Genomic DNA, 22668 nt, shown 5'->3' with positions numbered 1-22668 from the left:
ACACATAATGCAGATTATTTCTTGGATCATCGGTACGTTATTGCAATGGTATATTTGGATGCCAATCGTGGCAGTCCTGATGTTTTTGACGTGGCGGAATTATCGGAAGATCGAAGATTTTACCCCAGTTGAGAGCGTGCTTTTGGTTCTGGAAATCCCACGCACCAATGACAAGCAAGAACTTGCCGCCGAGCAGTTATTCGCTTCACTGCACGGAATTCTTCGCGACAATAAAGAATTGCGATTATCTGGCGGACACCAAGAGCACATCAGCTTTGAAATCGCCTCAGTTAATGGACAAATTCGCTTTTACGTTTGGGTACCAAAAACCTTGCAAAGTTTTGTCGAAGGACAGATTTATTCTCAATATCCAACCGTTCAAATTCACCAAGCCGATGAGGATTACACTGAACACGAGCGTGATCATGAAGTTGCCTACTCGACAGAATTGACATTAACCACAGACGAATTTCTCCCAATTCGCACCTTCCAAAACTTCGAAGTCGACCCGCTGGCGGGCATTACGGGCACGTTGGCAAAATTGGAAACCACCGGTGAAGAATTGTGGATTCAGGTGCTAGTCAGACCAATCCCAGATGACTGGCAAAACGCCGCAGATCGATATATCAATAGCATAAAAAACGGACGAATGTTCTCCTTGCCAGGATTCGGCGGCAGCATGCAGTGGCTAATCGGTGTACTTGGCGCGTTATGGCAACCACCAGAGCAGGGAGCAAATCAATCGACAGCCGTTGAGTTGTCAGACCGCGATAAAACTCGCATTTCTGAAGCAGAGAAAAAAGCAACCAAGCTCGGGTATGAAGTAAAGATTCGCTTGGTTTATATGGGCGAGAGTCAGACAAACGCCAAACTTCGCATGCAGGCGCTTGTCGGCACGTTTAAGCAGTTCAACTCGACAAATCTCAACGGATTCCGCGCCGTCAAGGGTGTATTTGGTAAAGAATTTATTGATAAATATCGCAAGCGTTCGTTCATCGGCGACGGTTTTATCTTAAACATAGAAGAATTGGCGTCAGTTTTTCATTTGCCACACACCAATGTTGAAACGCCAAATATAGTTTGGGCGAGCTCCAAAACCGCAGAACCGCCGTCCAAATTGCCAGTCTTAACCGGCGAAGATGTCAACGATGACCAAATTTCTGCCTTTGGCGTCACCAACTTCCGCGGCATCAGCCACCAATTCGGCATGTTACGCTATGACCGCTCACGCCACGTTTACATAATCGGGCAAACGGGCGCCGGGAAAAGTGGACTATTAGAGCTCTTCGCCTTAAGCGACATTTTCCATAATCAAGGATATGCCATCATCGACCCACACGGCGACTTCGCAATCAACAACATGAAATTTATCCCCGGCAGCCGATTGAACGACGTGATCTATTTTAACCCAGCCGACACCGCGTATCCTCTGGGATTCAACCCACTGGAAGTCACAAACCCGAACCAAAAAACCAACATCTCATCAGAAATCATCGGCGTTTTGAAGCGTATTTTCGGCGATTCATGGGGACCGCGGCTTGAGTATATTTTGCGGTATACAATTCTGGCTTTACTGGACCGACCAGAAGCGACGATGCTTGACATTACTCGCATGCTAACAGATAAGGAATTCCGAAAAGAAACGCTGACTTATTGCCAAGACACCGTGGTTTTGCAATTCTGGAATGTTGAATTTGCCAGTTGGAATGACAAGTTTGTCGCCGAGGCGATTGCGCCAGTCTTAAATAAAGTCGGGGCTTTCACCGCCAATCCAATCATTCGCAATATTATCGGGCAGCCAAAATCCACGTTCAATATTCGACAAATTATGGACGAAGGAAAGATTCTAATCGTCAATCTGTCCAAGGGTCTTATCGGCGAAGATAATGCTGCCATCCTCGGTTCGTTTTTGGTCACAAAAATCCAGCTTGCTGCCATGTCTCGAAGCGACATTCCTGACGTCCGTGACCGCCGCCCATTCTATCTTTACGTCGACGAGTTCCAGAACTTCGCCACCGATTCGTTTGCAACCATTCTATCCGAGGCTCGAAAATATGGCCTTAATTTGACCGTTGCCAACCAGTACATTTCCCAGATGAGCGACACGGTTCGCGATGCGGTTTTCGGCAACGTCGGCACCATGATTTCTTTCCGAGTTTCTGCTGACGATGCACCGATTCTTGCCAAGCAATTCGAGCCGAACTTTGAAGCAATCGATCTACTTCAAATGCACAACCGTAATTTCGTTGTCAATATGGTTATTGGTGGTGAAAAAACTCCGGCGTTTTCTGCCCGCACATTGGAACTTCCGCCAAGCCAAGCCGACAACACGCCGCACATTATTGAACATTCGCGTCGCATGTATTCACGAAACAGGGAAGATGTCGAGAAAGAAATTGATGCCGCAATAAAACCTGTTCGCAACCAAAAAAAGCAGCCCGCCAAACCTCAACCGCAGCCTGCAAACAACGCTCCAGCGGTCAATAGCCAGCCGGAAAAGCAGCAACCCGCAGCAAACGATGGCGAAGTTGTTTTGCAAATTCGCAGCAATGATAATGCACCCACAGAAACCGCAATTAGTACAGTTACGCCACTAGCCTCAGCCACGCCAAAAAGACGACGTCGCCGACGAAAAAAGAGCACTACCGTCGCCTAAAAACTACTCGTATCGCCACTGACGCATATCAGAATTGTAAACGTCGGTAATTCGCGGAGAAACCAACGTAGAAGTCGGTCCAGACGGCACAGACACGGCGTTTTGTTTAGTCAGGAAAGTGAGTAATTTTTGGTTTTGATATCGCAGATTTTTCGGCAATGGTTGGCTAGCCACGACCTCAGCTTGCGGTGCAGACAATACAAAACCCCACTCACCAAACGAAGGCACATTCACCGAAAATGCCGTCACATATCGCCCTGGATGAGATGATTTGACGGTGTTTGCCACCATATAAAAAGCATGTGGGGAGAAAAATGAAGACGTCGCTTGCGTCACCATAACGCCACGCTCCGTTAAAATATTACCGATTTGACGATATAATTGCTCGGAATACAGCTTGGCTAATTTCTCATTCGACGGGTCCACCAAATCAATCAACACAACATCATATTTATCTGAGGTAGAGAAGGCGAATTGGAAAGCATCTTGATTGATAATGGAAACGCGCGGATCATGCAGAGAACGCTGATTTATATCGGTGAGAAGATGATTAGTCTTCGCCAGATTAGTCATCACCTCATCGATATCAACCAACGTAATATGCTCAACGCTGGGATATTTCAAAACATCCCGAGCCAGAAGACCATCGCCGCCGCCCATAATCAGCACGCGCTTCGGATTGGCGACTGAAGACAGAGCGGAAGTAGACAGTGTTTCGTGATAACGCGCTTCGTCAAGGCTGGAAAACTGCAGATTGCGGTTTAAAAACAACCTGGTGTCATTTTTATATCTAGTCAGGACAATTTTCTGATATGGCGTCTGTTGCTGCCACATCACAGGATCTTTATATGTTCGCTTGTCGATTCCATGCTCAATTTCCGTCGCATAAATAAAGAACCCCAAAAGCAACATTGTTGCAATAACGCTAATTGTCATCACTATTTTCGAAGCCTTCATTTGTTTAAGAATCAGAACCGCAACGCCAATATTCAGTGCCGCCACCAGATACGCACTACGCATTAAGCCGAGATACGGAAGCATAACGAGCGGAAATAATAGCGACGCAATTAACGCCCCAAAATAATCAAGCGCCAAAATCTTACTAAATAATTTCACCGAAGACTTGCGCCCGAACTCCTGAAACATCTTCATTAAAAGCGGAATTTCCAGCCCGATACAAATACCAATTACCAAACTTATGACAGCAAAAATTAGCCAATGCGAGCGGGTAAAAACGAATCCCAAATACATCAGCATCACCGAATTTCCGCCAATTAGCCCCAGAATAATTTCGTTCGTTGCGAAGCTGGTCGCTGGATGAAGCTTGATGTAATTGACCAGCAGCGAGCCAATTCCCATACCGAACAGCGTCACGCCAGTTGCCAGACTAAAGCTCAAAATCGAATCGCCCACCAGATATGACGCAGCTGCGCCTAAAATCAGCTCGTAAATAATTCCACCAATTGCTACCAAAATTGCCGCCGCAAATAAAGCAATTTGCTCCCGTTTTTTCGTACTTGATCGTGACATTATAACTCCTTTTATTTGCCAAGCCCGCCGCTACTGCCGCCGTAAACACTGCGCGATCCGCCGTGACCTCCGCCATTACTATTGTCGGAATTGTTGTCAAAGATGAATGCAAACAAAATAATAGCGATAAATATGACAATAAATATAATCGTCGTCCAGTCAATCGGTTTAATGGTTCTGCCGAACATTTCCTTCTGTTCTTTGTCGCTTAATTGAATCTTACGGTAGGCATCATATTCGCGATTGTTATACTTCTCAATCGTTATCAGCTGACGGTTTTTCGGCGCGCCAGTATCTCTCAAAGTAGCATACGCCATCAGTTCTTTCGGGAAAACTTGATACGTGTTTTTGCCCTTGATATTCATAATTTCACCAATTCCAACCTCGTCAACCACCACAACGTGATCCTTGCCGTCCTGCTCAGAAACGGTGAATGATTGACCCTTTTTCAATTGCGTTGGATCAATTGCCTGAGTAAAACGAATCGGCTCATACAGAGAAACGGTTTGATCGCTGTGGTCGTATTCCACCCAGCTATCATAATCAGCCAGCCCTGTAATCTCCCACTCTTCCCAGTAGTAAAATCGCTTATCTTTCTTATCCCACTCACGAAAAAGCAAACAGCCAACAACTCGTAAATTAGTTTTCTTTCCAGTCAATATTTGGTTGATTTTAAGTCGCGCCTTGGTTCGTTTCATATTACAATGCCATTTCTTTCATAACTATGTTTTTTGTACCCAGTAACCGTGCAATCAGCTCTTTTATTTGTTGCAATTTATCATCATCCAGCATTTTGCAAGTTGTCATCGCTATATACGCCACGCCGCTTTCTGGCCACGTATGAATCGCGATGTGCGACTCCGACAAAAGCAGGGCAGCGCTAATTCCTTGCGGGGAAAATTGATGCGTTACCGATTCCAAAGAATGCAAGCCCGCCAATTCCGTAACATTTCTTAACAATTTCTGCAGCTCATCCGCATCATTAAGCAAAGCAGAATCAACAACTTTGCTCACTTTTATGGTTATAGATTGGACCGCGGACGCATGCATATTATAGTAATTATATCACCTCTGGAGCGTCAGGAATAAAGGTAGAACGCAGCTCTTAGGGAATATCGATATTTAGATTGTTGGGGCATTATAACCAAATAATACAGAAAAAATCCCCGAATCCCATTACCGGGATTTAAGTGGGGATTCTTCTGGAAACATCCCCTCAGAGGATGAACCTCTTAAGGAAGGGGATATTAATAACTCCACTATAGCAAACAATCCTCAAAATGCCAACGATCAAATAGCCTGTAAATTTCTTAGAAGACAGACAATAGGGCGAAATACTCTTTATGAAGGTAATGTGCGAAGCCAAGAAAAAGGCCGCCCAGGCGAGACTGGTAGATACAATACGGCTACAATAGCTGATTTTAATGGGAATATAAGCTTAAAGAACATTTCACCAAGAAGAGAAGGAGAAATAAAAAATCTCTCCCAACAACGAGAAGAGATTTCGAAAGCTTCGGATGGGGGCGCAAATGTTGTTCCATCATCCACCAATAGCGATAGCTATGTCGGCGGCGCGCCAGTTTCCGCCGGTCGGAGCTCTGATGTGACTAATATAGCACAAGAAGTCCAAAATGTCAATGACGAGAATGATCACACCACGACAAGAAAAGCCCCTGTGTCGCCAGGGGAATTTATCGAACCTGGTTATAACACAGAGGCTTCTACTCGTAATATAGCACAAGAAGCCCAGAATGTCGACGGCGGCGGTAACCGTGCCAGTGCCGCTCAGTTGGCAGAATATGACCAAAATAATACTTGCGCGATAGCATTGATTGGAGTACACTGTAGTTACAGTCCCTTAAGTAAGGATTGTATCAATATCTAAGTTGTTTTAGGTTTCTATAATAATTTAGTAGAAATACTAAAGCAAAGCTCTAATCCGTTCACTCGTTGAGCGGATTATCTTTTTATGAGTAAAGTATTTACGCTTTCAAATATTCTATTTTGGTTGTATAATTGCATTAAATTATCTCACAAAAAGGACCATCATGACTCAAAAATATTCATATTCACCAAAAAAATATTCACTAGGTCTAGACATCGGGACATCTTCAATCGGCTGGGCAGTATTGGACTTAGATAAAGAGCGCATCCATGATTTAGGGGTGCGCATTTTTGAGCGACCAGAAGATCCACAAAACGGAGATTCGCTTGCCAAACCTCGCCGCGACGCACGGTCAGCTCGCCGTCGCTTAAAACGACGCCGTCAACGCTTGAATAACTTGAAGCAATTCTTTATTGACCAAAATATTCTCACCAGAGATCGAATCGAAGAAGTCTTAAGTGACAAATCCGAATTTAACAAACTAGACGTATATGCTCTACGTTCAAAAGCGCTCACCGAGGAATTATCCCCAGAAGAGCTGCTCAAGGTCATGTACCAAATCGCCAAACGACGTGGATTTAAGTCGAATCGTAAAGTCGAGGAAGAGTCGGAAAAAGAAGGCGGTCGCGTATCAAAAGCCTTGAAGACTAATGAAAAATTCCTCGCCGAGAACGGATATAAAACTGTCGGCGAAGCTCTGAGTCGCGATGAAAACTTTGCGTCACATAAACGCAATAAGCGTGACGATTACACTAATAGTTTTTCTCGTGGTGATTTTTTGCACGAATTAGAAAAGATCATTGAGGTCCAGAAAAGATATGCCTTAAAAAATGTTTCCGATACAGCGATCAATGAAATGCTTTACGGCTTGGACAATGACAAAAATGTCGTAAATACATCAGCAATTATGTACCAGCGCCCATTTATGACTAAAGAGCTGATTGAAAAAATGGTCGGAAACTGTACTTTTGAAGAAAATGAAAAACGAGCACCAAGAGCTAGCTACAGCTTCGAAATTTTTCGCTTGGCAAGCGACTTATCACATCTGGTGTTCATACCTCGCGACGCCAGCAAGCGCCAGGCAAAGCGAGAAAATCTAGAGATAAGATTATCTTCAGAGCAGATAAATAAAGTTATCGAAGCCGCCAAAAATCAAAAAAGCCTAACATATAAAAAAGTGCGCAGCATTGCGGGAATTAGTGAAGATTACGTTCCAAAATATACGCACGGAAAGAAAAAGGACGGCGATGAATTCGGAGAGGGAAATGCATTCGGCGGCTTAAAAGCCTACCATGATATTAAAACAGCACTGAAAAATCTGCCAGAAGATTGGGCAAAAATTGACAACGAATCAACGATCAATCAAATCGCTTATATTCTCACTACACAAAAATCTGACGAAGGAATTAAAGCCGAATTAAATGCATTGCCAATTTCTGATGACGCTAAAAACGCAATTATCAAAATTAAAGCTACTAATTTTGGATCATTCTGTCATCTGTCAATAAAAGCTTTGCAAAAAATCACACCGCATATTCTTAATGGTATGACTTACGATAAAGCCTGTGAGGCTGCTGGTTATGACTTCAAGAAACAATCAGCTAGCCTAGAACAAATCACTAATCCTGTCGTAAAACGTGCCATATCGCAAACACTGAAGGTCGTTCGCGCCATTGAACATAAGTATGGTAAGCCATATTTCATTAAAGTTGAAACTGCTCGTGACTTGGCAAAAAATTTCAAAGAACGCAACGCAATTAAAAAAGAAAATGAAGAGAATCAAGGATATAACGAAGACATTAAATCTATAATCGCTGATGGATATGAAGCATCGCCAAAAACCAAGGGCGGCAAGCAACTTCTCAGCCATCTAAAAGAACTTAGCGTACCACTGAATAAAAACGCCGATTTTAATGGTCAGCAAATTATTAAGGTTAAGCTCTATCGCGAACAAAACGGTATTTGTCCATATTCTAGAAAACCAATCGATTTCGACACGATGTTACAAGACGACAACGCATATCAGATAGACCACATCGTACCATTTTCACGCTCTAATAATGACGGGATAACTAATAAAGTACTAGTACTGACAGAAGAAAACCAGAAAAAGAGCAATAAAACTCCATTTGAATATTTTGGTGCAGATGAAAACCGCTGGAAGGAGTTCGTCGCCAGAGTAGAGTCGATATATAAGACACGCGATATTAAAACAGATGACAAGGCCACAAATGCCATCAATTACAAATATAACGGCTATGCAATGAAGAAGAAGCAAAATCTGCTTCTGCAGGATTATAAGAATGACAGCTGGAATGTGCGTGCCTTAAACGATACTAGATACATCACACGATTTATTCAGAATTATTTACGCCAAAACGTTGACTTTGCAGAAGGTGAAGAAAAACAGCGCGTAATTGCACCAAGCGGAACAACGACAGCATACCTACGCAAGCGCTGGGGTCTGGCTAAAGATCGTAGCGAGGACGTTCTGCATCATGCCAAAGATGCGGCAGTTGTAGCAGCAATTGACCAGAAGATTATAATGCAAGCGAACCTGCACGCCAAACGCCACGAAATCAAAGAGCTGCTTGCAGCCGCCAAAACGATGGAAGAAAAAACTGATAAACTCACTGGAGAAATCATCGATGAAGATGAGTTCAATAAAGCTCAGCGTCGTAAAAATGCAATGCTTGTGCTATCTTCTAAGCATTTTCCTCAGCCGTGGGACAGCTTCGGCAAAGAAGTTATGAAGCGAACCCTTAATGTCGATATCAAGACTCTGCAAAATGAGTTGCGAGGTCTTGATAACTACGACGAGGAGTTTCGATTGAGCGTAAAACCAATTTTCGTCTCACGTATGCCACGCCGTAAAGCGACTGGTTCGGCACATAAAGAAACAATTCGCTCACCAAAAGTTAAAGACGGTGACCAGAGAACCGTACGAATGCCGCTCAAAAAAGTTAAACGCAAGGATGTCGAAAATTCCACGCTTAAAGAATCGGACAAGTGGCTATACAAAAAATTACTTGAAAGACTGGACGCTTACGATGATAATCCCGAAAAAGCGTTCGCTGAACCCATATATAAAAATGACAAGAAGACTGATAAAAACGGCAATAAGCTGTCTCCAGTCTCAACTATCAAAGTATATTCGACACAACCAAGCGGATTTTATATCAATGACAATAAAGCATTTGTTAACAACGGATCTATGGTGCGACTTGACGTATATCAAAAACCAGACAAGAAAGGTAAAATTGAACACTTCTTCGTGCCAGTTTACGCCCACCAAGTTGGAAAAAATAAGCCTGCGCCAACAAAAATACTGCCAACGCCAAAAGGATTTACTGATGTAGATGAAACATTTACTAAGGTCTGTTCATTGTATCCGAATGATTATGTGAGATTTTATCTTAAAAATGAGATACGAGAGGGATATTATATAAAGTACAACATAGCTAATGGAGCTATGCAGCTATTACCAAACTATGCACCAGGAAAAAATCAAGACACTTTCGTACAAGCCTATGGCAAAAATGCTCAAGCTATAGAGCGTTACGACCTCTCCATCCTCGGTGATAACTACAGGTGGTTATAAATGGCATGGCGCGTCGTAGCTATCGAAAATCCTGCACGACTTAGCGTGCGTGATAATCAACTAGTGATTACACAGGAGATAGAATCTACTCTTCCAATTGAAGATATTGATGCCTTAATTTTAGACAATTACGGATCAACTATCACGACAAATTTGCTGACAGCATTAGCTACAAAAGGAACAACCACTGTAATATGCGACGAAAAGCATTTGCCCGCCAGTGTGCTTTTGCCATATTCACAGCATTCGCGCCAAGCCAAAGTTTCGCGTCAACAATTGTCCATGAGCCAACCCTTAAAAAAGCAACTATGGCAACAAATTATTATCAGTAAAATCACAAATCAAGCAGACGTCTTACGGTCTCGCGGGCTAGATGATTCCACTTTGCGGTCTTTAGCTAACGATGTTAAATCGGGCGACACCAGCAATCGCGAGTCAATTGCCGCCAGAATCTATTTCGACCAAATACTGGGCGACGCCACACGCCGCAAGCCAATCTGGCACAATGCCGCATTAAACTATGGCTACGCTATGGTGCGAAGTCACATTGCCAGACATATTGCTGCCCGCGGGCTAGTTGCCTCACAGGGAATCTTTCATCACAATGAGCTCAATAGCTTCAACCTAGCAGACGACTTAATCGAACCTTATCGCGCTATCGTTGATATGTACATTTTAGAAAACGTCGCGCCACACCACACTGGCGACCCGGATTCCAGCCTCACCAAACACGACAGACAACTCACTATTGACATATTAAATTATTATGTTATAATGAACGGTAAGAAGTTTACCGTGAGGCATTCGGTTGAGCGAACGGTTGAGAGCTTTATTGAATGTATAGAGACAAAGGAGGCAGATAAGCTTCTTCTACCAAAAACCGTCCTCCAGTAAAAGGGATGTCATACAAACTTATGAGGGTCGCAGTATTTTTTGATTTGCCGACCAATACCAAAACAGAGCGCAAGGCCGCCGCACAGTTCCGTAAATTCTTATTGGATGATGGCTTTGACATGCTCCAATACAGCATATATACACGGCTATGTCCAAATCGTGACGTTGCAGAAAAACATATGATGCGAATTAAGAGGCACGCCCCGGACAGCGGCTCGGTGCGATTGCTTTATTTAACAGAGCATCAATTTACACACATGCACGTTATTGTTGGCGAAAAAACCGCCCAAGAAAGGTCCGTTCCGGCTGGGCAATTAGCATTTTTCTAACCAAAAATCCCCCTCATAACAGAGGGGGATTTAAGGAAGTATTATATCAATATCTAAATTGTTAGGGAACTATAACATTTAAAGTCGTTGACTTTTGAAAATCAGATTATATCAATATCTAAATTGTTAGGGAACTATAACCCAATTCGTGAGATATGCCTTTTTCAATAAATTATATCAATATCTAAATTGTTAGGGAACTATAACACAAGCTAAGCTTATGTAAAAATTGCTGGTATTATATCAATATCTAAATTGTTAGGGAACTATAACTCAAGCAGTCAAAAATTGGCGCGATTATTTATTATATCAATATCTAAATTGTTAGGGAACTATAACGACACAGAGGGCGGCTACAAAGAGTTTATCATTATATCAATATCTAAATTGTTAGGGAACTATAACACTCTGGGACGAGAACGCTCAGCGATACGGATTATATCAATATCTAAATTGTTAGGGAACTATAACCCAGCATCTTTTGACTTGCGCAAAACCGTATTATATCAATATCTAAATTGTTAGGGAACTATAACTGGCAGAAGCACTTGTAACAATCGAAGGCGATTATATCAATATCTAAATTGTTAGGGAACTATAACCGAGAGTCCTGATTAGAGAAGTAATTTTGAATTATATCAATATCTAAATTGTTAGGGAACTATAACAATAATTTTTCAAGGCACTGGCGGAGTATTATTATATCAATATCTAAATTGTTAGGGAGCTATAACGAAAGGCGATATTATTGATTTTTCAATGACAGTTGTAGTAATATGGCAATGTAAGACAGCGGCGCCCCTCTTACGTTAGAGCAACGCGGGCTGTCTTATTTTATTTTGGCTGATGTATACACCACCAGAACTGTATAAATATCTAAATTGTTAGGGAACTATAGCCAAAGACAATATTAATAACAACCATTTATTGATTTTTCAATGGCGGCTGTAGTAACATGTCAACATAAGGTGTATGCGCCCCGGGTCCGGTCTCGGAAAGCGGTGCACCTTATTTTATTGTATATTTAGGCATATTGCGGAATCTAATAAATAGTGATAAACTGCAACCACATGGTTTGAGCATCCATGTGACCTACTTCCGCCTTCTGAAAATGGGGGCGGGTTTTATTTATGTGCGGCGCGAAGCCATATGGTAAATTATCATTTTCAGGATAAATTTTACATAAAATGCATGCAAAATGATTACATTATGAGTGCAACTTTGCTATAATAGAGGTACTCAGGCGAGGCACATTAACAATTAGAGGATACGCCATATTATAATGAATCGCAAACCCGAAAAGATAATAAAAATATAAGCTTAACGCCTCGCTTGGCACTAGGGTCCTCTAAAAAGAAAGGAAATGCTATGCCAATAGTAAATCGAATTGTAAAAAAGAATGGCAAGATTATCAAGTCTAAGGTTGAGATACCTGCGCCAGTTTATAATGTCAGAATTAAGCAGGAAGTATATGAACGGCTTGTGGTGCTTGCTGCTGAAAACGGTCGTAGTGTAACTGGTGAGATAAACTACCGGCTTGAGCAGTCGCTTAAAAAGTAGTATCATAGCTGTGCGATTGTTGTAATTTGCAGTCGTCGTTGTATAGACACCTCAAAAATGAGGTGTCTTTTTTGACGGCTTTGAAAAAAATAGTAAATATATTCCAAATACAAGCTTAATTGCCGAGTCGATATACGCTATCACCTCTAATGGAATATCAGCAAAAATATATCCTACAAAAATATTGATAGAACAAATAAGACCTAAATATATCATTGATTTTCCGTGTACAAAATAATACGGAAAGAAATGCAATACAGTTGCCATCAGCGCTCCCAGCCAAATCAATCTCCAATTTTCAGTCGCAAAGAATGGTCCACCCAATAGAACCATTAAGATAAATAATAAAATAACGGCATATAAAGATACTTTCTTTTGAAATTCACTTGAAGAGCCATCAGATAGCCTATTCAACACCTTTTTATTCATGTTGATTGAGAAAAAACTAATAACATATCCAATGCTAAATACTTGCATATTTATTATTTGCTTTCCTCCTATTAAAGTAGCTATTGAAATAATCGCCGCTATTACAATTAGCCACAATCCGCACACTCTCTTATAATTGAATTCCAACTTTTCATCTTTATTATAATTTAAAAAAGCCATAAATATCTCCGATAAAATTATCACTCTTATTATATCACCGCAACGATAAAGCCTAAAAATCGTAAGCATTTATTATCAAACTAATCTCATGGAAACAACGCTTATATTTATAGTTATAGTAGCCGCCGCAATTATTTTTCTGGCAATCAAGGCAAGGCAGGGGACTGACAGCGCCACAAGCTCAATTAAAACCCCAATAAAGAAAGAATATGTATACATTAAAAAATCTTGCGCAATGACGTCAAGTGAATTATCGTTTTACAAAACACTACACGAAGCAATAAACGGATGTGTAATTATACCTCAGGCTCATTTAAGTATGTTTTTAGACCATGAGATAAAAGGGCAAAACTGGAAGGCGGCTTTCGCGAGAATAAACGGCAAATCTGTAGATTTTCTAATTTGCACCAATGATATGAAGCCTCTCATAGCTATTGAGCTTGATGATAATACTCACAATCAGCCCGATCGAAAAACGCGCGATGATTTCGTCAATTCGATCATGACCAATACTAATATACCCCTACTGCGATTTAAGGCGGGCGAATGGAACAGTGAAATAATTAAACACAGAATCACCCAAGCTCTTTCGCAAAATTAGCAATTAAAGAACGATAGAACAAAATACGAACTAATTATTAGTTAATTTTTAAGCGCGCATAAAGCCAAATCGGCTGAGTATTTATATTGATAAATTTTGCGTGATACAAACATAAAACATAAATTATAAATCCGAGCCAATGCAGATAAACCAATATACAACATAAAACGCACCAAGCCAGCAAATAGGGCGGTTTATAAAACAATAAATGACAAGCAGGTTGATTTGGTGAAAATGAGATAAATTTATCGCGAAGAAAGACGATGGAATAGTCGTGTTTTAGATATAGTTTTAATGTCGCACAATGTATCTTTTACGCAATAATAAATGCCGTACAAAGATGAATATACATATGTCTATATATATCCGATAACACCTTATAAAACGAACTTTTTTCCGGTAATTTAGCTAGGGGATTCTCTATTATATACACCTTCATAAAACATACTGTCTTTTATAAAAATATACACCAACAAAATACGAACTTAAAAAATATTTTTAATTCCAGCACTACACATACTGGAGTGCTACATTGATATTTTTACATCAATATAGACTCTGAGTATGCGCGCCGTAAGCTCGTTAAGTTTTCCACAACGTATTTTATATTATTTGACATTTTTATATTTTTATTGCCCTACTCCCCTAGCTTATCATTTTGCGATTATTTGACTTTTGCATATTTTTATATTGTTATATATATTTTCTACGCCATACAGAAATAGAACAAAAAGAGAACTTACTATATCCAGAAGATAAGTTGACCACCCTACTTATAGAACGACCTCTGATCTACCCTAACGTCTATATACCCTGGCTTCGCGCCGTTATTATCCAAATAATTCAAAGTAGCTATCACCTGTTTAACCTGAGCTTGAGCAGATCTATCCACTGTCATACGTATCTGGGTTTCCCTGCCCTCGACCTTAAACCAAACTTGGCGTACAGTATTAGCTGGCAGAATAACCTCTGAAACATTCATTTTGTGTTGCGAAAATTCAGACACGGCTTGACCAAGGAAGCTCAAGAACTGACGATTGATAACTTCTTGACCGCCTCTAGTCGGCAGACCGCTCTCGTCACGAACAGCAACCGTAGGCGCAGCAAAATAATTCTGCTCAAAAGTAACACCGCTATCATCAACAAAATAAATCTTATCCCCGGAAGACCACTGAGCCACTGGCTGCCTAAACGTCAACTTAACGGCTGATCGCGCTAGAAAATCTCCCTCCACGCGAATGTTTTTTACCTCAGGAGCTTTCTGTAAAAATAACTGCTTTAAGAAGTCATTATTATTGAGGAAAAACCGGAACCTCTCCGCTGGATGAGCGCTGTAATACTCATTAAGAACGCCCACGTATTTATTAGCGTTACTGGAACTCTTTGCGTCGGGGGTTTGGATTGAAATATTGATTGTCAATTGAAACAAAAGGAATATCACAATAAGCAGACTTACCGCAGTCGCAAGCATTTTCCGCATTACACGGCGGCGTTTCTTCACCAATTCGTGCGTCTCAAGTCTCTCAGAAGTCTCCAAAGGAGAAGATGTTTGGCGGCTATTAAGCGTCCTGTTCCGACGATACGATTGGGCAGGCAAATCCTCATAATTCTCAGTCCGACGACGCGCCGCGATTTCTCGACGACTTAGATTCTCGTCCGATTTTTTCTTAGAAAAGGGGAATTTCACTTTCGCCTACCCTGCCTTCGCACTGTAGTAAGAATAATCTTCGCCATATCTTTAGCCGCGTTTGGCTTGGCAAATTTACCGAAGTTATCGCCCAGACCTTTAAGAATTTTCTTAGATTTTAATACGCCAATTATTTTTCGCGCCAAGATTTGGTTGTCCTTATCCAATTCGTCTTCGGAAACTATCAACGCCGCCAATGCGTCCTGGTAAACCTTAGCGTTTTTCAATTGATGCCCACCTGTCAAATGGCCGTTAGGGATGATGATTGTTGGTTTATGTAGCGCCGCTAATTCCAGAAGAGTGGTCGCCCCTGCCCTGGTCACAACTATATCCGCCGCCGCCAAAACTTCCGCCATTCCGTTGTGAACAAACGCCTGCAATCGCCAACCCTCCCGCTCGTCGGTTTGCTTGAGAATTTCTTCATATTGCTGATTTCCCGATATCAAAAATACCGAAGCCTCAGAAAGCAGGTTTTCCCTAATTGCTACAATCGCGGAATTAATTCGCCCAGCTCCGAGTCCACCGCCAGTAATAACAACTAGCGGTTTATTGACATTAAAGCCTAATTTTTCCTTCAGTTCTTTCCTCTCAGCCTCAGAATATGGATGGAATTCTGGCGCAACTGGAATGCCAACATATGAAGCTTTTTCTGGTGGATAATTGTAATATTCAAGCGGCGCGCCCGTGCCAATAGCTTTCGCGAAAGGACTCAGCAAGCGATTCGTCAAACCTGGATGTGCGTCAGAATCATGCAAAACCAACGGAATTCTTAATAACCGAGCCGCATAACCAACCGGCAAACAAACATATCCGCCCTTAATGAAAATAACGTCTGGACGCCACTTCATAAGCTTAAATAAACTCTGGAAAAATCCAACCATCACCTTAAAACCGTCGCGCAAATTTGGGAATAAAATTGACGGATGTAGATGAAATGAGATGCTTTTTCCGTGATATCGGCGTAATTTCCCAGCAATAATCAAATCGACCGGAATGCTTTCGTCGAACTTAGCAAAAATCCCGCGTGCGCTGGCACCAAATTTTTTATCGCACCAAAAACGAAGCTCGTGATCATCAGTTTTCTGTAATTCTCTAAATACGGCTACCACTGGCGTAACGTGTCCGCCTGAGCCGCCGCCGACCGCTAAGATCTTGGCCACTTTCACCCTCCTCTAATGCTTTATGTGACGTATATTTGGAAATTTGGAAAACTAAACCGAGCGCTGCCGCGATAAATAACATACTTGTACCGCCATAACTTAATAATGGCAATGGGATTCCAGTAAGCGGCGCCAACCCTGTCATTGCGGCAATATTCAATATTACATGCGACGCTATCCAGCCAAAAATTCCCGCCACAATTAGCCGCAACGTTACGTTCGGAAGCCTCGCGGCTACGTGCAAAATTGACAAGAGTAGCGCCGTAAACAGCGCCAATATGGCCATTAAGCCAACAAATCCAAACGTTTCTCCCATGACGGCAAAAATAGAGTCATTAGTCGCCTCTGGGAGGTATCCTGTCGCCTGAACGCTTTTTCCAATTCCAAGCCCCAGAAGCCCGCCAGAACCAATTGCAATTCTGGCCTGCTGAATGTGATAATTCTTATTTTCTTGACTACTATTACCCTTATGGCTGTCGCCCTGAATAAATGTCATCACACGCTCAATTCGGTGTGGCGACGTAAAAATCATCACCAAACCACAAAGTGCAACAATCGCCAGAATCTTCTTGAAAATCTTCCAATCAATTCCAGCCACTAAAATCATTGATAAGATAATCGCTATCAACGAAATTCCCGTTCCCAAGTCTTTTTGCAAAAACACAATCATCAGCAGCGATAATCCGGAAATAATGCCCAGCGGAATGATAGTTTCTTGGATGTCGTTCAATTTTCCCTGTTGCGAGCGACGCCCTAAAAATCCCGCCAAAAACAATAGCACGCCATATTTGAGCAATTCTGCCGGCTGGAAACTTCCTAATCCTCCCAGATAAAACCATCGATACGCGCCGTTAGTTTCTTGTGCAAATGATAAATGGAGTACCGCACCCGAGAGAAATAATAAAATACATAGCGCAAATCCAGCGTAAAGAATGTATTTTGATCTCTCACCAGTAAACCATTTGTACGGTGTAAAATAAAACGCAGAAAAAGCCACGACAGCAATAAGCACACTCGTCAGCTGCTTGCCAAAGAAATACGTATCGCTATAATTCGTGCCGTAAGCATAATTCATCACGTTGGCGCGTTGCGGCCCCAGCGCATACATAACAATCAGCCCAAGTAGCAACAAAAGCCCCATATAAAGCACAATCTGATACATCGGCCGGTGACTTCGAACCGGCTGAGTGATAGATTGACGATTTTTGGCGATCGAATTACGCAATATGACCTCCAGCGAGCGCCAGCATCACGCCGATAAATGCCATCACGCAGCCAATAACCCAGAAGCGCATCGTCACTTTAGTTTCTGGCCAACCAATCGCCTCCAAGTGATGATGAATCGGCGCGGATAAGAAAATCTTTCTCTTAAACAGCTTCTTGCTGACGATTTGGGTCAAGCTTGATCCCGCCTCAATTACAAATAGCAAGCCAATCACAGGAAGCAGAAGTAGAGAGTCGGTTAACATTGCCACAACGCCCAAACACGCGCCATAAGCAAAACTGCCAACATCGCCCATGAAGAATCGAGCTGGGTAAATATTGAACCACAAATAGCTCAAGAGTACTCCGACAACCGTAAAGCAGAATCCCGCCAATATAACATGTTGTTGCAATAAGGCAATCACACCAAACGCCCCAAAGCTAATACTGAGCAGCCCACCCGCCAGTCCGTCCATTCCGTCAGAAATATTAACAGCGTTACCAGTAGCCACCACCGCAAATGCGAACAAAGGAACTATTAACCAACCAATATTCACCTCGCCCACAAACGGAACGTGAAAACTCGCCACGCCCAATTTAGCAAAGAAAAACCAACCAAGCACCACGCCAATCAACGTAATTAGCGCAAACTTCACTGGACTACGAAGCCCAGCCGCGCCGCCACCCAAACCACGCAGATTGATGATATCGTCAATTAGCCCAACAATTCCGCCACCAACCAACGCCGCCAGAGGGAGCCAAGTCTGCGCTCGGTCTAAATTGAAGAAAATCGTCACCACAAAGATTGAAATTACGCCAATCACTCCAGCCATCGTCGGGATGTTTCGCCGCAATTTTGCCGCTTGGAATTTGGCGAAAATCTTCAGCTTTTTCCCGTCAGTACTCTCCGACCTTTGGCGCTTCCAGAAGCGATATCGATAAGCGAAAAACGTATAAATTGGCGTTAAAAACATCGCTAGCAAAAACGCGCCGACGCTCAGCAAAAATACGTGCGTTAATTCATTAGTTACTGTCTGCAGAGCTATTCCCATATTTATTCCTTTGGTGCTATTTTCATATAATCAATCATCCAGTTGGATATATCCGTAAAAATTGGTCCGGCATGAAGATTTCCCTGTAGGTTAATCCCTTTTCCCGGAGCCGCTACACGTACCATTATGACATATTCGGCGCCATTTTTTCCACCACCATAACCAATATATGTAGCAATCGTTTCCTTCTGCGTGTAAGCGCCATTAACCACCGCTTCAGAAGTACCAGTTTTTCCGCCGATTTCATAACCAGACTTGTCGCTCTTTGACAGGAATGAAGATCGGCGCGCCGTCGTTAACATCGTTCGCATCTGCGATGACGTGCCGCCGCTTACCGTTTGACGAACAACTTTATTTTCCGACGATTTCAGATTGCCAGATTCGTCAATTGTACCAACGAGAATGGTTGGCTTGTAATATTGACCACCGTTAACTAGCGACGAAAATCCAGCCGCGACTTGAACCATAGTCAAGTTCATACTCTGCCCGTAAGTCATGGCCGAATAGCGAACCTCATTTCCTTCAGCGCTATCTGGCGGGTAAATATAGCCCGAAGCCTCGCCCAGCTCAATTCCAGTTTTAGCCCCAAAGCCAAATTTATCATGATAATATTCATACAAAGTCTGGCGAGCCGGCAAATTAATCTGAGAGCCATTTCCTAATTTTCGAATCGCGGTAATCGTACCAACGTTGAGCGAATTGTTAAACGCACCTTGAATCGTCATCGTGCCACCCAAACCCCTCAAGACATTACACATCGTGCGGTCGGCAACCTTTATACAATCGGTATTATTATACGTGCTGGACGGCGTAATAACGCCCTTGTCAATTGCCGTAGCGAAACTAAATGATTTTATAATCGAACCCGGCTCAAACGGAACCATGGATGCGCTATCCACAAACACAGACCCGTTTTTCTGCTTGGCAAAATTCGCTGGATTATAAGTCGGATAATTCGCCATTGCCAGAACTTGACCGTTTTTCGGATTCATAACAATCACACTTCCCTCAGTGGCGCCAGCCGCTTCAACTCCCTTTTTCAGTGCCAATTCAGTCTGGCTTTGGATGTTCCTATCCACCGTCAGCGCCAAATTGTCACCAGATTTCGCCTCGATTCGCATATTATTTTTTCCAACCGTCAAAGGTATGTTTCTAACGTCAGTTACAGATTGCAATAGCCCGTCCCGACCCTTAAGCTGCTTATTCAAAGAGCCTTCGACGCCATATTGACCTTCGCCAGCCGCATTCACAAATCCAAGCACGTGCGCGCCCAGTTCGCCCTCAGGATAATTTCGAATAGAACTTTGCTGATATAGCACGCCCGCAAAGTTTTTCTTTTTCAATTTTTCCGCTTGAGTTCTGGTAATATTTTTCGCCAAAACTTCATAGCGCGACTTTTTATTATTAAGCCGTTCAGATACATTTTCCGTCATTTCGCCGCCAGCAATTTCCCTCAGACTATCAACAAGCTGACCCCGCTCTTTATCGTCAATCGACTGCGGATCCGCAATCACCGTATAAACCGCCTGATTAAGCACCACAGGAACTGGCGTTTTCCCGTCCATCATATAAATTTTCCCGCGCTCCGCAGGAATGATAAATTGACGCTGCTGACTTGCTCGCGCTAATTCCGTATATTTGCCATATTGCAAAATCTGCAATTGAAATAATCGCAACACAAAAGCCGCCATCACTACTAGTAAAGCGATGGCCAACCAACCAGTTCTTGAACGAATAAGCCGTTGCATATTGCTTATCCTATTATATCACTATTGTGCGTAATGCGTTTCAGTTGTCGTCATAGCTGAAGCGACATTGCTATTCTTCACCTTCTCTAACGCCGTCAGACGCGCATTCTGCACTTCCAATTCTGACTTTTTTGCGCTTAGTTCGGTGATTTTTGTATCCAGACTCTGAGCTTCATAGCCGTAAGCTGTAAGTCTAGTTGCCTGAGTAAGATAAATCAAGCCCAGTACTGTAATCATCAATGCAACTAGCACTGTATGAGCAACAGGACCAAGTTTGACCTGAGACTGAAAACGTGTAGAATTCTGATTTCGGCGCAATTGACCGTGTGAACGTCGTGAAGTAAATGTGGTGGTGTTTGTCATTTGTCTCTATCTTTTATGTTTATATTTGTGTTTAGCATAACAAACCAGCCCGCCCGTTAAAGACAGGCTGGTTTCTCTAAGGTATATTCCGGAATACGCTTTAGTTTAGCCGCGGCGTACTGAAACAGCCTCTGCCTTGTCTGTATTCTGGAATTCTACTTTGATGTGGATTGGCATAATAGCCTCCTTCTTTTTGTTTTATTTTTTCACGGCGTATCGAAACTTTGCACTTCGACTACGCGGATTGTGAACATCTTCAGTTCCAGACACCGGTTTTTTCTCTGGAACAATCAGCTCAGCCTCATAGCCAGCCGTTGCTTGCTCCGAAAAGTAACGCTTGATCAATCTGTCTTCCAAGCTATGAAAACTAATTATTCCCACTCGCCCGCCCTTATTAAGTAAGCGTGGCAAAAGTGGCAATAGTTCTTCAATCAGCTTAAGTTCTCGATTGACTTCAATGCGTAGCGCCTGAAAGGTACGAGTCGCGGGATGATGCTTCATGCTACCACGACCAACGGTTTGCTTAATCAGATCAGCCAGCTCAGTTGTTTCCTGAATTGGTCGAGCTTTTGCAATTGCCTGTGCAATTCGCCTTGCTCGTCCGGGATTTTCCTCGCCGTAACGAATAATCAGCTGCGTCAAATCATCAACCGAATATGAATTGACAATATCCGCTGCTGTGATTTCCGTCCGATTGTCCATCCGCATATCTAGCGGACCGTCAAATCTGAACGAAAAACCTCTCTCTGCTCTGTCAAGCTGTGGTGACGACACCCCCAAATCAGCCAAAATCACGTCAAACTTACGCCCCTGCTTGACCAAATCTTGCGCTGCGCTCACAAAATCTTTGTGAATTAAAGTTACGCCTTTTTCAGCCAAATCACCCAATGTCTTAATCGCGTTTTCGTCGCGATCTACTAACACTGAGTTCAAGTAATTATCCGTCCTATTTAAGAATGCCCTGGCATGGCCGCCATAGCCAGCCGTCAAGTCGAGATACGACTCGCCTTCGACTGGCTGCAGCTTGCTAAGGGTTATCTCCAAAAGTACGGGAACATGAATCGGTTCGCTCGCTTGGAGTTCTTCCGACTGTGGTGGATGTTCTTTAATACTCATCATTATTCCATTATACAGAAATAATGCTCGAGATCACCTAACTGGATATTTAATTCTGGCTTTTTTGTATTTGTGTTTTGTTTGTTTTTGTTGTCTTAGAGTGGAAATTTGTTGATTGTCAGTAACAACCATGTTTTCCAAAGAGACTTATGTGTGAGGTGGAGTTTTTTTTGGGAGGTGTTTGAGGAAGGTACGTTGCCTTTTTTAATGTGGAGCAAATTGCCACATGCCATTTTCAAATACCCAGATAGTTGATCTCGAGAGGTTTCTAATTGTTAAGGTGCCTAGCTAATCTACTATTCCGCATTCTCGGCCGCTATTAGCCGAAAATATTCCCCTGCTCGCACAGCAACGACTTCTCTGTCAATTCCAGCGTAGTCGAGCAAATGCTGCTCAATCGTCACTCGTCCTTGTTTTTGGTCGAGCGCCGATGCGGTTTTACCTCGTCGGAATTTAACGTTCAGGTCGGCAACTCGCTCATCCAGAATACTTCCCGTTAGAGCGCTTTCCACTTCCCGATCCCAGATTTGCTGTGGATACAAGTGGAGATATTTACCAAACCCGCGAGTTAGCACGACGCCTGATGCAAATTCTGCCCTGAGCTCAGCCGGAATTGTCAAGCGTCGCTTGTCATCCAACTTACGCTCAAAGTAATCTGTCTGCACGTCGTCCTT

19 protein-coding genes and 1 CRISPR repeat array are annotated in these 22668 nt (G+C 42.7%); of the genes, 7 read left to right on the top strand and 12 right to left on the bottom strand.

Annotation, left to right across the window (positions count from 1 at the left end; genetic code table 11):
* Positions 1-7: 7 nt before the first annotated feature.
* On the top strand, positions 8-2656 hold the full coding sequence (locus LRM41_RS01085) for a type IV secretory system conjugative DNA transfer family protein (RefSeq protein ID WP_243819101.1): 2649 nt from the start codon (positions 8-10) through the stop codon (positions 2654-2656).
* Between the two features lie 3 nt (positions 2657-2659).
* On the opposite strand, the gene LRM41_RS01080 is transcribed toward LRM41_RS01085, so the two are convergent.
* The 3 genes from LRM41_RS01080 to LRM41_RS01070 are packed head-to-tail and all read right to left on the bottom strand — an operon-like array spanning position 2660 to position 5200.
* Positions 2660-4186, bottom strand: a complete 1527-nt coding sequence (locus tag LRM41_RS01080; protein ID WP_243819100.1) for a polyamine aminopropyltransferase — start codon at positions 4184-4186, stop codon at positions 2660-2662.
* An 11-nt stretch (positions 4187-4197) separates the two neighbouring features.
* A complete protein-coding gene (locus tag LRM41_RS01075) occupies positions 4198-4884 on the bottom strand; it encodes a hypothetical protein (protein WP_243819099.1) in 687 nt (228 codons plus the stop codon).
* Between the two features lies 1 nt (position 4885).
* Positions 4886-5200 (bottom strand): S-adenosylmethionine decarboxylase family protein, encoded by a 315-nt coding sequence (locus tag LRM41_RS01070; RefSeq protein WP_243819098.1) that lies wholly within the window; start codon positions 5198-5200, stop codon positions 4886-4888.
* A gap of 340 nt (positions 5201-5540) precedes the next feature.
* Here LRM41_RS01070 and LRM41_RS01065 point away from each other — a divergent pair, with 340 nt between their 5' ends.
* From LRM41_RS01065 to LRM41_RS01045, 5 genes are all read left to right on the top strand, one after another.
* Positions 5541-6071, top strand: a complete 531-nt coding sequence (locus tag LRM41_RS01065) for a hypothetical protein (RefSeq protein WP_243819097.1) — start codon at positions 5541-5543, stop codon at positions 6069-6071.
* 163 nt (positions 6072-6234) lie between these two features.
* Positions 6235-9672 (top strand): type II CRISPR RNA-guided endonuclease Cas9, encoded by a 3438-nt coding sequence (cas9, locus tag LRM41_RS01060; protein ID WP_243819096.1) that lies wholly within the window; start codon positions 6235-6237, stop codon positions 9670-9672.
* Positions 9673-10566, top strand: a complete 894-nt coding sequence (cas1, locus tag LRM41_RS01055; protein WP_243819095.1) for a type II CRISPR-associated endonuclease Cas1 — start codon at positions 9673-9675, stop codon at positions 10564-10566.
* Positions 10567-10586: 20 nt separating this feature from the next.
* Complete coding sequence (gene cas2 / locus LRM41_RS01050; protein ID WP_243819094.1) at positions 10587-10895, top strand: CRISPR-associated endonuclease Cas2; 309 nt, start codon at positions 10587-10589, stop codon at positions 10893-10895.
* A 40-nt stretch (positions 10896-10935) separates the two neighbouring features.
* Positions 10936-11629: a CRISPR direct-repeat array (repeat unit 36 nt; unit sequence ATTATATCAATATCTAAATTGTTAGGGAACTATAAC).
* Between the two features lie 634 nt (positions 11630-12263).
* The gene (locus LRM41_RS01045) at positions 12264-12455 is read left to right on the top strand and encodes an Arc family DNA-binding protein (protein ID WP_243819093.1); all 192 of its coding nucleotides are present in this window, start codon (positions 12264-12266) and stop codon (positions 12453-12455) included.
* A gap of 51 nt (positions 12456-12506) precedes the next feature.
* Here the strand turns inward: LRM41_RS01045 and LRM41_RS01040 are convergent, their stop codons facing one another.
* Positions 12507-13064: a DUF6609 family protein gene (locus LRM41_RS01040; protein WP_243819092.1), complete on the bottom strand. Its 558-nt coding sequence runs from the start codon at positions 13062-13064 to the stop codon at positions 12507-12509.
* Between the two features lie 88 nt (positions 13065-13152).
* Between LRM41_RS01040 and LRM41_RS01035 the strand changes: the two genes are divergently transcribed.
* A complete protein-coding gene (locus LRM41_RS01035) occupies positions 13153-13665 on the top strand; it encodes a DUF2726 domain-containing protein (RefSeq protein WP_243819091.1) in 513 nt (170 codons plus the stop codon).
* Positions 13666-14434: 769 nt separating this feature from the next.
* Here the strand turns inward: LRM41_RS01035 and LRM41_RS01030 are convergent.
* The 8 genes from LRM41_RS01030 to LRM41_RS00995 form a co-directional block, all read right to left on the bottom strand.
* Positions 14435-15352, bottom strand: coding sequence for a cell division protein FtsQ/DivIB (locus LRM41_RS01030; protein ID WP_243819090.1), 918 nt, complete (start codon positions 15350-15352; stop codon positions 14435-14437).
* Positions 15349-16512: a UDP-N-acetylglucosamine--N-acetylmuramyl-(pentapeptide) pyrophosphoryl-undecaprenol N-acetylglucosamine transferase gene (locus LRM41_RS04025; protein ID WP_243819089.1), complete on the bottom strand. Its 1164-nt coding sequence runs from the start codon at positions 16510-16512 to the stop codon at positions 15349-15351. Before LRM41_RS04025 ends, LRM41_RS01030 begins: the two co-directional genes overlap by 4 nt.
* A complete protein-coding gene (locus tag LRM41_RS01020; protein ID WP_243819088.1) occupies positions 16445-17674 on the bottom strand; it encodes an FtsW/RodA/SpoVE family cell cycle protein in 1230 nt (409 codons plus the stop codon). Before LRM41_RS01020 ends, LRM41_RS04025 begins: the two co-directional genes overlap by 68 nt.
* A 55-nt stretch (positions 17675-17729) precedes the next feature.
* On the bottom strand, positions 17730-18767 hold the full coding sequence (gene mraY, locus LRM41_RS01015; RefSeq protein ID WP_243819087.1) for a phospho-N-acetylmuramoyl-pentapeptide-transferase: 1038 nt from the start codon (positions 18765-18767) through the stop codon (positions 17730-17732).
* 2 nt (positions 18768-18769) lie between these two features.
* Complete coding sequence (locus tag LRM41_RS01010) at positions 18770-20515, bottom strand: peptidoglycan D,D-transpeptidase FtsI family protein (protein ID WP_243819086.1); 1746 nt, start codon at positions 20513-20515, stop codon at positions 18770-18772.
* A 21-nt stretch (positions 20516-20536) separates the two neighbouring features.
* Positions 20537-20878: a hypothetical protein gene (locus LRM41_RS01005; protein ID WP_129634729.1), complete on the bottom strand. Its 342-nt coding sequence runs from the start codon at positions 20876-20878 to the stop codon at positions 20537-20539.
* 198 nt (positions 20879-21076) lie between these two features.
* On the bottom strand, positions 21077-21997 hold the full coding sequence (rsmH, locus tag LRM41_RS01000) for a 16S rRNA (cytosine(1402)-N(4))-methyltransferase RsmH (RefSeq protein ID WP_243819085.1): 921 nt from the start codon (positions 21995-21997) through the stop codon (positions 21077-21079).
* 293 nt (positions 21998-22290) lie between these two features.
* The gene (locus LRM41_RS00995) at positions 22291-22659 is read right to left on the bottom strand and encodes a division/cell wall cluster transcriptional repressor MraZ (protein WP_052198792.1); all 369 of its coding nucleotides are present in this window, start codon (positions 22657-22659) and stop codon (positions 22291-22293) included.
* Between the last annotated feature and the right edge of the window lie 9 nt (positions 22660-22668).

It is taken from the genome of Candidatus Nanosynbacter sp. TM7-087, from assembly GCF_022828365.1.
Taxonomy (GTDB): Bacteria; Patescibacteriota; Saccharimonadia; order Saccharimonadales; family Saccharimonadaceae; genus Nanosynbacter.
This window is presented reverse-complemented; position numbering and strand designations above follow the sequence as displayed.

Excerpts from the sequence above, each read along its gene's own strand:
- LRM41_RS01085 (WP_243819101.1), top strand. The coding sequence starts at position 8 with ATGCAGATTATTTCTTGGATCATCGGTACGTTATTGCAATGGTATATT.
- LRM41_RS01080 (WP_243819100.1), bottom strand. The coding sequence starts at position 4,186 with ATGTCACGATCAAGTACGAAAAAACGGGAGCAAATTGCTTTATTTGCG.
- LRM41_RS01075 (WP_243819099.1), bottom strand. The coding sequence starts at position 4,884 with ATGAAACGAACCAAGGCGCGACTTAAAATCAACCAAATATTGACTGGA.
- cas9 (WP_243819096.1), top strand. The coding sequence starts at position 6,235 with ATGACTCAAAAATATTCATATTCACCAAAAAAATATTCACTAGGTCTA.
- cas1 (WP_243819095.1), top strand. The coding sequence starts at position 9,673 with ATGGCATGGCGCGTCGTAGCTATCGAAAATCCTGCACGACTTAGCGTG.
- cas2 (WP_243819094.1), top strand. The coding sequence starts at position 10,587 with ATGAGGGTCGCAGTATTTTTTGATTTGCCGACCAATACCAAAACAGAG.
- LRM41_RS01045 (WP_243819093.1), top strand. The coding sequence starts at position 12,264 with ATGCCAATAGTAAATCGAATTGTAAAAAAGAATGGCAAGATTATCAAG.
- LRM41_RS01040 (WP_243819092.1), bottom strand. The coding sequence starts at position 13,064 with ATGGCTTTTTTAAATTATAATAAAGATGAAAAGTTGGAATTCAATTAT.
- LRM41_RS01035 (WP_243819091.1), top strand. The coding sequence starts at position 13,153 with ATGGAAACAACGCTTATATTTATAGTTATAGTAGCCGCCGCAATTATT.
- LRM41_RS01020 (WP_243819088.1), bottom strand. The coding sequence starts at position 17,674 with ATGTATCAGATTGTGCTTTATATGGGGCTTTTGTTGCTACTTGGGCTG.
- mraY (WP_243819087.1), bottom strand. The coding sequence starts at position 18,767 with ATGGGAATAGCTCTGCAGACAGTAACTAATGAATTAACGCACGTATTT.
- LRM41_RS01010 (WP_243819086.1), bottom strand. The coding sequence starts at position 20,515 with ATGCAACGGCTTATTCGTTCAAGAACTGGTTGGTTGGCCATCGCTTTA.
- LRM41_RS01005 (WP_129634729.1), bottom strand. The coding sequence starts at position 20,878 with ATGACAAACACCACCACATTTACTTCACGACGTTCACACGGTCAATTG.
- rsmH (WP_243819085.1), bottom strand. The coding sequence starts at position 21,997 with ATGATGAGTATTAAAGAACATCCACCACAGTCGGAAGAACTCCAAGCG.